This is a genomic window from Mesorhizobium sp. C120A, from assembly GCF_030323105.1.
Classification (GTDB): Bacteria; Pseudomonadota; Alphaproteobacteria; order Rhizobiales; family Rhizobiaceae; genus Mesorhizobium.
The window spans coordinates 1,882,582-1,894,508 of record NZ_CP100476.1 but is presented as its reverse complement, the minus strand read 5'-3'; the positions used below and the strand labels follow the sequence as shown (position 1 = coordinate 1,894,508).

Genomic DNA, 11,927 nt, shown 5'->3' with positions numbered 1-11,927 from the left:
CTTCCACCGGTCGTGTAATGCAACAAGGGAGGTAGAACATGTTGCGCAAAATGCTTATCGGAACGGCTCTGGCGACGGCCTTTGCTTTCTCGGCCCATGCCGAGGACGTCAAGGAAGTGCAGATGCTGCATTGGTGGACGTCGGGCGGCGAAGCGGCTGCTCTCAACGTCCTCAAGGGCGACCTTGCCAAGGAAGGCTATGCCTGGAAGGACGTGCCGGTGGCCGGTGGTGGCGGCGACGCCGCCATGACTGCGCTGAAGGCGATGGTCGCGGCCGGCAATTACCCGACCGCGTCGCAGATGCTCGGCTACACCGTGCTCGACTATGCGGCGGCCGGCGTCATGGGCGACCTGACCGAGACGGCGAAGAAGGAAGGCTGGGACAAGTCGGTTCCGGCAGCCCTGCAGAAGTTCTCCGTCTACGACGGCAAGTGGGTCGCTGCTCCAGTCAACGTCCACTCCGTCAACTGGCTGTGGATCAACAAGGCGGTGATGGACAAGATCGGCGGCACCGAGCCAAAGACCTTCGACGACTTCGTCGCCCTGCTCGACAAAGCCAAGGCGGCTGGCGTCATCCCGCTCGCCCTTGGCGGCCAGAACTGGCAGGAGGCCACCATGTTCGACTCGGTCGTGCTGTCGACCGGCGGACCTGAGTTCTACAAGAAGGCCTTCAACGACCTCGACGACGAGTCCCTCAAGTCGGACACGATGAAGAAGTCGTTCGATAACCTCGCCAAGCTCGTCACCTATGTCGACCCGAACTTTTCGGGCCGCGACTGGAACCTTGCCACCGCCATGGTCATCAAGGGCGATGCCCTGGTGCAGGTGATGGGTGACTGGGCCAAGGGCGAGTTCAACGCCGCCAAGAAAACGCCGGGCACCGACTTCCTGTGCTATCGCTTCCCGGGCACGGAAGGCTCGGTGGTCTACAACTCCGACATGTTCGGCATGTTCAACGTTCCGGACGACCGCAAGGCCGCCCAGGTCGCGTTGGCCACCGCCACCCTGTCGAAGAGCTTCCAGTCGGCCTTCAACGTCGTCAAGGGTTCGGTTCCCGCCCGTACCGACGTTCCGGACACCGACTTCGACGCGTGCGGCAAGAAGGGCATCGCCGACCTGAAGGCTGCCAACGAAGGCGGCACACTGTTCGGCTCGCTTGCCCAGGGCTATGGCGCGCCTCCGGCGGTCGCCAATGCCTACAAGGACGTCGTTTCGAAGTTCGTCCATGGTCAGATCAAGACCTCGGACGAAGCCGTGACCGAACTGGTCAAGGCAATCGACGACGCCAAGTAAGCGCTGGCCAGAAACACACCTTCCCCGCTTCGGCGGGGAAGGTGTCACCTAAGGATTGGCCAGCTGGCGCAATTCCAGGAAAAGTGTGAGCGGTTTTCCGGCCGGAATTGCGTAAAAGAAAGAGTTAGAGAGGTTCGCCGTTTCCGTGAAATGGTGAAAGCGCTCTTGAACACCATGCCGACCAGAGACCCGTATGCACGGGGCCGCCTTGCCTCCTGACGGCAGAGCACGGACGACCCTAACGGGAGGAGCCTCATGAGCAGTGTAGCGACAACCCAGATCAAGCTGACACCCGAGCGGTCTCGCCCCTCCGTGCGCGCGCGACTGCAGGACGCGCTGCCGAAGATCGTGCTGGCGCCGAGCTTCGCCATCACCATCGTCTTCGTCTATGGCTTTATCCTGTGGACGGTCTATCTGTCCTTCACCAATTCCAAGACCTTCCCGTCCTATGTCATTACCGGACCACGCGCGTATCTACGGCTATGGGGCTGGACGTTCGACTCCGACCCGCCATCGAGCTGGTACACGTCGATCGTCAATATGGGCATTTTCGGTTTTCTCTACATCGCCATCTGCCTGGCGCTCGGCCTGTTCCTGGCCATCCTGCTCGACCAGAAGATCCGCGGCGAAGGCGTGCTGCGGCCGATCTATCTCTACCCGATGGCGCTGTCCTTCATCGTCACCGGCGTTGCCTGGAAATGGTTCCTCGACCCGGGCCTCGGTCTTGAGCAGACCTTGCATCAGTGGGGCTGGACGAGCTTCCATTTCGACTGGATCAAGAACAAGGATTTCGTCATCTACACGGTGGTCATTGCCGGCGTCTGGCAGGCCTCCGGCTTCATCATGGCGATGTTCCTGGCCGGCCTGCGCGGCATCGACGGCGAGATCATGAAGGCGGCGCAGATCGACGGTGCCACCACCTTCCAGCTCTATCGCCGCATCGTCATTCCGCTGCTGCGGCCAATCTTCCTGTCGGCCTTCATCGTGCTCGCCCACCTCGCCATCAAGTCGTACGATCTGGTGGTGGCGCTGACCAGCGGCGGCCCCGGTGGCTCGGCCTGGCTGCCGTCCAACTTCATGTATGAGTACACGTTCAAGCGCAACGAAATGGCTGTCGGCTCGGCCAGTGCCGTGATCATGCTGATGACCATCGTTGCCATCATCGTGCCTTATCTCTATTCGGAACTCAGGGAGAAGCCGCGATGAGCGCTGTCGCCACCCCTGCCCGCCCCGCTGCTTCCCAAAAGGCCTCCGGCGGCATGAGCACCAAGACCCTCAACCGCATCGTCATCTACGGGCTTCTAGCGCTGTTTGCGCTGTTTTATCTGATGCCGCTGTTCGTCATGCTGGTGACCTCGTTCAAGACCATGGACGAGATCCAGAACGGCAACATGCTGGCGTTGCCCACGGCGCCGACCTTCGACCCGTGGCTGAAGGCCTGGGGCGAGACCTGCGTCGGCCTCACCTGCGCCGGCATCAAGGGCTATTTCTGGAACTCGATCAAGATGGTGGTTCCAGCCGTACTGATCTCGACCATGCTCGGCGCGCTCAACGGCTACGTCTTGACCAAATGGCGTTTTCGCGGCGCCACGCTGGTGTTCGGGCTGATGCTGTTTGCCTGCTTCATTCCGTTCCAGTCGGTGCTGCTGCCGATGGCGACCATCCTGGGCAGCCTGGGACGTTTCGGCGTGAAGCTGCAGAATGCGACGGGTACGAGTTTCGGTCTCGGCAATCCGACGGTCAACCTGGTCTTCGTCCATGTCGTCTACGGCATCGGCTTCACTACACTGTTTTTCCGCAACTATTACGAGGCATTCCCGAACGAGCTGATCAAGGCCGCACAGGTCGACGGCGCCTCCTTCTTCCAGATCTTCCGCCGCATCATGCTGCCGAACTCGATGCCGATCTTCGTCGTCACCGTCATCTACCAGTTCACCAACATCTGGAACGACTTCCTGTTCGCTTCGGCTTACGCCGGCACAGGCGACTCCATGCCGATGACGGTGGCGCTCAACAACGTCGTCAACACCTCGACCGGCGTCGTCGAATACAACGTCAACATGGCGGCCGCGATGATCGCGGCTCTGCCCACTCTGATCGTCTATGTCGTCGCCGGCCGCTATTTCGTGCGCGGGCTGATGGCTGGCGCGGTCAAGGGCTGATCAATTCGGAAGGAACGACCATGGCTTTTCTGGAAATTGATGGGCTGAAGAAGCGCTTCGGGAATGTCGAGATCCTGAAGGGCATCGATGTCGAGCTCGAAAAGGGCGGCTTCCTGGTGCTGGTCGGCCCGTCCGGCTGCGGCAAGTCCACCTTGCTCAACACGATTGCCGGCCTGGAGCAGATCACCGAGGGCGAAATCCGCGTCGACGGCCGCGCCATCAACGATCTGCACCCATCCAAGCGCGACATCGCCATGGTGTTCCAGAGCTATGCGCTCTATCCGAACATGACGGTGGCCGGAAACATCTCCTTCGGCATGGAGATGCGCGGCGTGCCGGCCGACGAACGCCAAAAGGCGATCGACAAGGTGGCCAAGGTCCTGCAGATCGGCCACCTCCTGCAGCGCAAGCCGAGCCAGCTTTCCGGCGGCCAGCGCCAGCGCGTCGCCATGGGCCGGGCGCTGGTGCGCGACCCCAAGCTGTTCCTGTTCGACGAGCCTTTGTCCAACCTCGACGCCAAATTGCGCGTCGACATGCGCATCGAGATCAAGCGCCTGCATGCCACCACCGGCACAACCATCGTCTACGTCACCCACGACCAGATCGAGGCGATGACGCTGGCTACCAAGATCGCCGTCATGCGCGACGGCGAGGTGCAGCAGTTCGGCACCCCGGCCGAGATCTACAACAACCCGACCAATTTGTTCGTCGCCGACTTCATGGGTTCGCCAGCGATGAACCTGATCCCGGCGACCATTGCCACGTCGGGCAATGCGCTGTCCGTCGTGTTGGAGCGCGAGGCGCGCGAGCCGATCACGCTGCCGATGGCCAACGCGCCGGCGGGTCTTTCGGCATTCCAGGGCAAGCCGATCATCTTCGGCGTGCGCCCGGAAGCGCTGACCGATCCGGAAGGTGCGGAACGCAACGCCTCCAACATTGCCACTGCCGACCTGCACATCGAAGTGGTCGAGCCGGCAGGGTCCGACACGTTCGCGGTGACCAACCTCGGCGGCAAGGGCGTGGTGGCGCGGTTGCGGGCCGACGCCAACATCCAGCCGGGCACCAGCACGCCGCTCGCCTTCAACCTGACCAAGGCCGTGTTCTTCGATCCGGCGACCGAACACCGCATCCGCTGATCGAGATGGTCAGCCCCGATATCGTCATCATCGGCTCCGGTATCGGCGGCGCTACGATCGCCTCCGGTCTGGCGGGCAGCGGTGCCTCGATCCTGATGCTGGAGCGCGGTGAGCCCTTGACGGCAACGCCGCATGCCCGCGACACGCGCTCCATTTTCGTCGACGGCCACTACCGTCCGAAGGAGATGTGGCGCGAGGCCGGCGGTGCGGCCTTCAACCCCGGCAATTACTACTATGTCGGCGGCAATTCGAAATTCTATGGCGCGGTGCTGATCCGCTACCGCAAAGAGGATTTCGCCGCCATGGAGCACTTCGGTGGCGTCTCGCCGGCATGGCCGTTTTCCTACAATGAATTCGAGCCTTGGTATTCGAAAGCCGAGCAGCTGTTTCGCGTCCGCGGTTCACTCGGCGAGGACCCGACCGAACCGTTCCACTCCATCCCCTATGCCTTCAAGCCGGTGCCCGACGAGGCGCCGATTGCGCGCGCCCGCGCCGAGCTGAAGGGACTGGGCCTGCACCCCGCCTCGCTGCCGCTCGGCGTCGACATCGACACCTGGCTGAAAGGGGGCAAGACCGGCTGGGACGCATTCCCCAACACCGCCCAGGGCAAGGTTGATGCGCAGACCGGACCGCTGACGGCTGCACTCAAGGACAGCAATATCCGACTCGAAACCGGCTGCCATGTCGAATATCTCGAAGCGTCGTCCGACGGCAAAAGCATCGCTGCCGTTCACTACCGTCAGAATGGCGAGATGAAGAAAGTCGCGCCGAAGCTTGTCATCCTGTCCGCCGGCGCGGTCAATTCCGCCGTCATCCTGCTGCGCTCGCCTTCACCAGATGGCAAAGGCCTCGCCAACCGCTCCGACCAGGTCGGCCGCAATTTCATGAACCATAATTCGAGCGCCATGCTGGCGATCGATCCGCGCCGCAGGAACGACAGCGTCTACCAGAAGACGCTGATGCTGAATGACTACTATCTCTCCGACGGCAAAGGCGGCAAGCCGCTCGGCAACGTCCAGCTGCTCGGCAAGATCGACGGCAACATGTTGAAGGCCAACGTCAAACGCGTGCCGAAATTCGCGCTCGATTACATGGCCGGTCACGCCGTCGACTGGTATCTGATGTGCGAGGATCTACCCGATCCGGAAAGCCGCATCATGGTCGACGGCAAGGACATCGTCATGCAATGGCGGCGCTCCAACATGCAGTCGCTGGACGGGCTGACCAGGGTGATGCGTGAGAACTTCCGCGCCTGCGGTTATCCCATCGTGCTGTCGCGTCCCTTCGACAAGCGCACGCCCTCGCACCAGTGCGGCACGGTGAAAATGGGCGACCAACCGGCGACGTCGCCGCTCGACCCTTTCTGCCGCGCCTTCGACCACCCGAACCTGTTCGTTGTCGACGCCAGTTTTTTGCCGAACTCGGCCGCCGTGAATCCGGCGCTGTCGATTGCGGCACAGGCGCTGCGCGTGGCCGAGCATATTCGCCGAACGGACCTCGCGGCATGACCCGCCCCGCAGCAATCGTCACCGGCGGTGCGCGCGGCATTGGGCTCGCCTGCGCCGAGGCGCTGGCCGGGGACGGCTTCGACATTTTGATCGCCGACCTTGCCGAACAAGCGCCGGACGAACTGGCCGCCAACATCACCGCACGGGGTGCGGAGTTCGCCTATGTCCGTTGTGATATCGCCAACCTCGAGGATCACACGGCCCTCGTCGACGCCGCCATACGTGCCTTCAGCCGCATCGACTGCCTCGTCAACAATGCCGGCATCGGCGCCGTGGTGCGCGGCGATCTGCTGGAGCTGAAGCCCGAGAATTTCGACCGTGCGCTGGACGTCAATTTGCGCGGCACAGTCTTCCTTAGCCAGGCCGTCGCCAAGGCGATGCTGGCGGCTCCCAGCAATCATCCGCGCTCGATCATCACCATCACCTCGGTCAGCGCCGATATGGCCTCGCCGGAACGCGCCGACTACTGCATCTCGAAAGCCGGCCTTTCGATGTGGGTGAAGAACCTGGCGCTACGGCTTGCGCCGGAAAACATCGGCGTGTTCGAACTGCGGCCGGGCATCATTCGCACCGACATGACCGCGAGCGTATCAGCCAAATACGACGCGCTTATCGACAGCGGCCTGGTGCCGGCAAAACGCTGGGGCGAAGCATCGGACATCGGCGCCGTGGTGGCGACGCTTGCCGCCGGCAAGCTCGGCTTTTCCACAGGCTCGATTATCAATGTCGACGGCGCGCTCTCCGTGCCTCGACTGTAGGTGGATAGGGTTATGACCGACTACATCATCGTAGGTGCCGGCCCGGCCGGCTGCGTTCTGGCCAACCGGCTGAGCGAGGATCCAGCGAACTCCGTGCTGCTGCTCGAGGCCGGCGGCAAGGACTGGCACCCCTACATCCACATGCCGGCGGGCTTTGCCAAGATGACCAAGGGCATCGCTTCCTGGGGCTGGTCGACTGTGCCGCAGAGGCACATGCAGGACCGCGTCTTCTGGTATACGCAGGCGAAGGTGGTCGGCGGCGGCTCGTCCATCAATGCCCAGATATACACGCGCGGCAACGCCCGCGACTACGACGCATGGGAGAAGGAAGAGGGCCTCGCGGGCTGGGGCTATCGCGACGTGCTGCCCTATTTCAAGCGCGCCGAGAACAACCAGCGCTTCGCCAACGATTTTCACGGCGACCAGGGGCCGCTCGGCGTGTCGAACCCGATTTCGCCGCTGCCGATTTGCGAGGCCTATTTCCGCGCCGGCCAAGAGATGGGCATCCCCTTCAACCCGGATTTCAACGGCGCTAGCCAGGAAGGCGTCGGCTACTACCAGCTGACCCAGAAGGACGCCCGGCGCTCATCCGCTTCGGTCGCCTATTTGAAGCCCATCCGCACCCGCAAGAACCTGACCGTCCGAACCGATGTGCTGGTCACCCGCATCGTCGTCGAGAAAGGCCGCGCCACCGGCGTCGAGATCGTCGACAAACCCGGCGGCGAGAAGACCATCATGCGCGCCGAGCGCGAAGTGATCGTCTCGTCCGGCGCCATCGGTTCGCCGAAGCTGTTGATGCAGTCGGGCATCGGCCCGGCTGATCACCTGAAATCGGTCGGCGTGACGCCGGTGCATGATCTGCCCGGTGTCGGCTCCAACATGCAGGACCATCTCGATTTGTTCGTCATCGCCGAATGCACCGGCGACCACACCTATGACAACTACGCCAAGCTGCACCGCACCGCGTGGGCCGGCTTGCAGTATCTGCTGCTGAAGAAAGGGCCGGTCGCCTCCAGCCTGTTCGAGACCGGCGGCTTCTGGTACGCCGATCCGACCGCCGCCTCGCCCGACATCCAGTTTCATCTGGGACTCGGCTCCGGCATCGAGGCCGGCGTCGAGAGGTTGAAGAACCCCGGCGTGACCTTGAACTCGGCCTTCCTGCGCCCGCGCTCGCGCGGCACGGTGCGGCTGAGCAGCGCCGACCCGGCCGACCACCCGCTGATCGATCCCAACTATTGGTCGGACCCTTATGACCGCGCCATGTCGATCAAGGGCCTCAGGCTTGCGCGCGAGATCATGCGGCAGAAGGCGCTTGCACCTTACGTGTTGCGCGAGGTGCTGCCCGGACCATCGCTCGCCAGCGATGACGAGCTGATCGACTATGCCTGCCGCACCGCCAAGACCGACCATCACCCTGTGGGCACCTGCCGCATGGGCCATGACGATATGGCGGTGGTCACACCGGACCTGCGCCTGCGCGGCATCGAGGGCCTGCGCGTCTGCGATGCCTCGGTGATGCCGCGCGTGCCTTCCTCCAACACCAATGCGCCGACCATCATGGTCGGCGAAAAAGGCGCGGACATCATCCTCGGCCGCGAGCCGCTTCCGCCGGCGGTGTTCTCCGGCAATCGGGCCGCATAGCCACTTAGGAGAACGAACCAATGATCAGACACTGCGTCTTCGTACGCTTCCGCAGCGATGTGCCCGCCACCGAGCGCACGGCAATCCACGCCGATCTCGAAGCACTGCGCTCCGTCGTCGACGGCATGGACACGGTCCATTTCAGCACCAATGTCAGCCCGGAGCCGTTCGCGCGCGGCTTCAGCCATGCCTTCACCATCGACTTCCGCGATGCCGCCGCCCGCGACGCCTATCTCGTGCATGAAGCGCATCAGCGCGCCGGCGCCCGATTGGTCGCAGCGCTCGAAGGCGGCACCGACGGGCTGATGGTGTTCGATCTCGACATTACGAAAAAGTGACCGCGCTTCTTTCGAAAGCCGGCTGACGCCTGTTCTCTTTTGCGCCCCAAGGAACATATCGTTCCCCGGGGGCGTTTAGGAGGAACGTCGTGGCTCTCACCGCGCAGCAGAAGAAAACCGTCCTTGCCTCCTTCCTCGGCTGGACGCTCGACGCTTTTGATTTCTTCCTTCTGACGTTCCTGCTCACCGATATCGCAACCGAATTCAACACTGACGTGCCGGCAGTCTCCAAAGCGTTGTTCCTGACGCTGGCGACACGCTTCATCGGCGCCTTCTTCTTCGGCAGGCTGGCCGACAAATATGGCCGCAAGCCCATTCTGATGCTCAACATCGTCAGCTATTCGGTGATCGGCGCGCTGGCTGCCTTCTCGCCCAATCTCGGCATTTTCCTGGCGCTGCGCGCTCTGTTCGGCATCGCCATGGGCGGCGAATGGGGGCTGGGCAGTTCGCTCGCCATGGAGTCCATTCCGCCCAGTGCCCGCGGCATGGTCTCGGGCATCCTGCAATGCGGCTATCCCACCGGCTACCTTCTGGCGGCCGTGGTTTACGGCGTGCTTTACGAGCAGACGATCGGCGGTTACACGATCGGCTGGCGCGCCATGTTCCTGCTCTCCTTCCTGCCGGCACTTATCGTGCTCTTCATCCGCTCGCATGTGCCGGAATCGCCGGCCTTCGTCGAGGCGCAGAAATCCGTCAGACCTGGCCTTCTTGAAACGCTGCGGAAGCACTGGGGCGTCGCCGTCTATGCGGTCGTGCTGATGATGTTCTTCAATTTCTTCAGCCACGGCACGCAGGACCTCTACCCGACCTTCCTCAAGAAGCAGCATGGCTTCGACCCGCACACGGTGAGCTGGATCACCATCGTCGCCAATATCGGCGCCATCGTCGGCGGGTTGGCGTTCGGCGCACTGTCGGAGAAGATCGGCCGCGTCAACGCGATAACGCTCGCCTGCCTGATTGCCTTGCCCTCGATTCCGCTCTGGGCCTTCAGCTCGACACCGTTCATGCTGGCCATCGGCGCCTTCGTCATGCAGGTCGCGGTGCAGGGCGCCTGGGGCGTCATCCCGGTGCATCTTAACGAGCTGTCGCCCGGCGCCGTGCGGGCAACCTTGCCCGGCTTCATCTACCAGGCCGGCAATCTCGCGGCGTCCTATGGCGGTCCCTACCAGGCCGGCATCGCCGAGACGTCTGGAGGCAGCTATGGCTACGCGCTGGCGCTGTTTGCCGGCGTGGTCGCCGTCTGCATCATCGTCGTCATCCGCTTCAGTACGGAACGGCGCGGACAGGTGATGACGGTGCTCGGCTGAAGTATCAGGCTCTCAGCCCAGTCTGAGGGCCACGACACCGGCGACGATGCCGAGCGCGGCGGCGACGCGCCAGCCTGTCATCTTCTCGCCGAGCGCGAAAACCGAGATCATCATGGCAAACAGGATCGACGTCTCGCGCAACGACGCCACCGAGGCGATCGGCGCCTTGGTCATCGCCCACATGACGATCCAGTATGCCGCGCCGCTGAGCACGCCGGTGAACAGGCCTGCCTTCCAGTCGCGCGCCAGCACGGGCAGCGCCTTGGGCCCGCGAAAGATGAGGCACAGCACCAGCGCCCACGTGGCATCGCAGATGAACAGCCATGCGGCATAGCTCGTTGCCGTTGCGGCCAGCCGCGCGCCGCTGCCGTCGGAGAGCGTGTAGCTGGATATGAAGATCGAAGTGCCGAGCGCAAAGCCGACCGCCCGCACATTGATCCGCTCCAGATGCGCGCCGCCGCGAAACGACATCACCAGCGTGCCGGCCGACAGCAGCAGGATGCCGAGGATGGCGAAAGGCGCCGGCATCTCCTGCACCACGGCAACGCCGCCGAGGGCGGTCAAAAGCGGCGCCGTGCCGCGCGCCAGCGGATAGGTCTGGGCGAAATCGCCGGCCTTGTAGGCGCCGATCAGGAAAGTCCGGTAGCCCATGTGGAAAATCACCGAGGCGATGATGAAAGGCCACACTTCGGCCTTCGGAAACTCGACGAAGGGCAGCACGAAAAGCGCGGCAAACCCCATGCCCAGTGTCATCAGCGTGATCGACAGGAAGCGATCGAGATGGACCTTGACCAGCGCGTTCCAGATCGCGTGCATGGCGGCGGCGGCTAGCACCGCGAAGAAGACGAAAAGCGTCATCGAGGGCTCACCGATCTCCTGAGCTCAAAGGCGTTTCGAGATCGATATCGATCCGGACCGGAAAATGGTCTGAAGCGATCTCGCCTATATCGGCACTGACCGAGCGCACACGGTCCGCGAACATACCGCCGACGAAGCAATGGTCGAGCCGGCGTTTTGCCACTTTCCCGTCGATCGTTTTCACATGGGTGTGGAAATCGGCAGCCGGCTCGCTAGCGACGGCAGCGGCATCAACAAAGCCGTCGAGATAAGCTGCCCCGCGATGATAGGGCGTGCTGCCGACGATGCGGCTGTATTCGGCGCTGCCAGGCTCCATGTTGAAATCGCCCATCCAGATCGCAGCTGTCGGGTTCTCCGGCTCGGCCTCGCCGCTGGTCCAGTTGCGCGAAGGCTCATCGTCCGCGCCGCTCCACGGGCCGCCCTCGGACGGCGCGCGGCGATGCTCGGCCAAGAGATAGTCGATCTGCTCCAGCCGCTCCTCCGCCGCGACATGGGCGAGGTGCAGCGACAGGACCCTTACCGGTCCGGCGGGTGTGCGGATCATGCATTCGAGCGCCGCATTGCGGGTGTTGAGCGGCTTGAGCGTGCGGCGCATGGGCAGCGCGTGCAGCCGCGACCAGGCGATCGGCAGCTTCGACAGCAGCATGGTGCCGAACTGGCGGCGGCGGTTGACGACCCGGCCGTCGCGCCGCTCACTGGCGTCCATGTCGAAGGCCGGGCCATAGACCCAGTAATAGCTAGGCAGCAGCTTGGACAGGACCTCCGGCTGGTCGTCCTCATTGGTGCGCTGCCAATGCCGCTCGACCTCCTGCAGCGCGATGATATCGGCGCCGTCGACCAGCTTGGTGCAGCGCGAAAGATCGTAACGGCCATCGCCGCCGAACCCGTACTGGATGTTGTAGCTGACCAGCTTCATTGCTTATCCGG

Annotated in this window: 11 protein-coding genes; 9 read left to right on the top strand and 2 right to left on the bottom strand. The window is 63.2% G+C overall.

Going from position 1 to position 11,927, the window contains the following annotated elements:
* Positions 1-38: 38 nt before the first annotated feature.
* The 9 genes from NL532_RS09315 to NL532_RS09275 all read left to right on the top strand — a co-directional run bounded on the left by NL532_RS09315 (position 39) and on the right by NL532_RS09275 (position 10,142).
* Positions 39-1,292, top strand: coding sequence for an ABC transporter substrate-binding protein (locus NL532_RS09315; RefSeq protein WP_032888198.1), 1,254 nt, complete (start codon positions 39-41; stop codon positions 1,290-1,292).
* Between the two features lie 255 nt (positions 1,293-1,547).
* Complete coding sequence (locus NL532_RS09310; RefSeq protein WP_023671182.1) at positions 1,548-2,498, top strand: carbohydrate ABC transporter permease; 951 nt, start codon at positions 1,548-1,550, stop codon at positions 2,496-2,498.
* Positions 2,495-3,454: a carbohydrate ABC transporter permease gene (locus tag NL532_RS09305; RefSeq protein ID WP_023671181.1), complete on the top strand. Its 960-nt coding sequence runs from the start codon at positions 2,495-2,497 to the stop codon at positions 3,452-3,454. Before NL532_RS09310 ends, NL532_RS09305 begins: the two co-directional genes overlap by 4 nt.
* A gap of 20 nt (positions 3,455-3,474) precedes the next feature.
* Positions 3,475-4,590 (top strand): ABC transporter ATP-binding protein, encoded by a 1,116-nt coding sequence (locus NL532_RS09300; protein WP_023671180.1) that lies wholly within the window; start codon positions 3,475-3,477, stop codon positions 4,588-4,590.
* A gap of 5 nt (positions 4,591-4,595) precedes the next feature.
* Positions 4,596-6,098, top strand: coding sequence for a GMC oxidoreductase (locus tag NL532_RS09295; RefSeq protein WP_023828238.1), 1,503 nt, complete (start codon positions 4,596-4,598; stop codon positions 6,096-6,098).
* The gene (locus tag NL532_RS09290; RefSeq protein ID WP_023671178.1) at positions 6,095-6,856 is read left to right on the top strand and encodes a 3-ketoacyl-ACP reductase; all 762 of its coding nucleotides are present in this window, start codon (positions 6,095-6,097) and stop codon (positions 6,854-6,856) included. The genes NL532_RS09295 and NL532_RS09290 overlap by 4 nt, the downstream gene beginning before the upstream one ends.
* 12 nt (positions 6,857-6,868) lie before the next feature.
* Complete coding sequence (locus NL532_RS09285; protein WP_023828239.1) at positions 6,869-8,497, top strand: GMC family oxidoreductase; 1,629 nt, start codon at positions 6,869-6,871, stop codon at positions 8,495-8,497.
* A 20-nt stretch (positions 8,498-8,517) separates the two neighbouring features.
* A complete protein-coding gene (locus NL532_RS09280; RefSeq protein ID WP_023683219.1) occupies positions 8,518-8,835 on the top strand; it encodes a Dabb family protein in 318 nt (105 codons plus the stop codon).
* Between the two features lie 89 nt (positions 8,836-8,924).
* Positions 8,925-10,142, top strand: coding sequence for an MFS transporter (locus NL532_RS09275; RefSeq protein ID WP_023828240.1), 1,218 nt, complete (start codon positions 8,925-8,927; stop codon positions 10,140-10,142).
* Positions 10,143-10,154: 12 nt separating this feature from the next.
* On the opposite strand, the gene NL532_RS09270 is transcribed toward NL532_RS09275, so the two are convergent.
* Both NL532_RS09270 and NL532_RS09265 read right to left on the bottom strand, forming a co-directional pair.
* Positions 10,155-11,000, bottom strand: a complete 846-nt coding sequence (locus NL532_RS09270; protein ID WP_023828241.1) for an EamA family transporter — start codon at positions 10,998-11,000, stop codon at positions 10,155-10,157.
* 7 nt (positions 11,001-11,007) lie between these two features.
* Positions 11,008-11,916 carry an endonuclease/exonuclease/phosphatase family protein gene (locus tag NL532_RS09265; RefSeq protein WP_023710922.1) on the bottom strand — a complete coding sequence of 303 codons (909 nt, stop codon included), beginning with the start codon at positions 11,914-11,916 and terminating at the stop codon, positions 11,008-11,010.
* Positions 11,917-11,927: the final 11 nt, after the last annotated feature.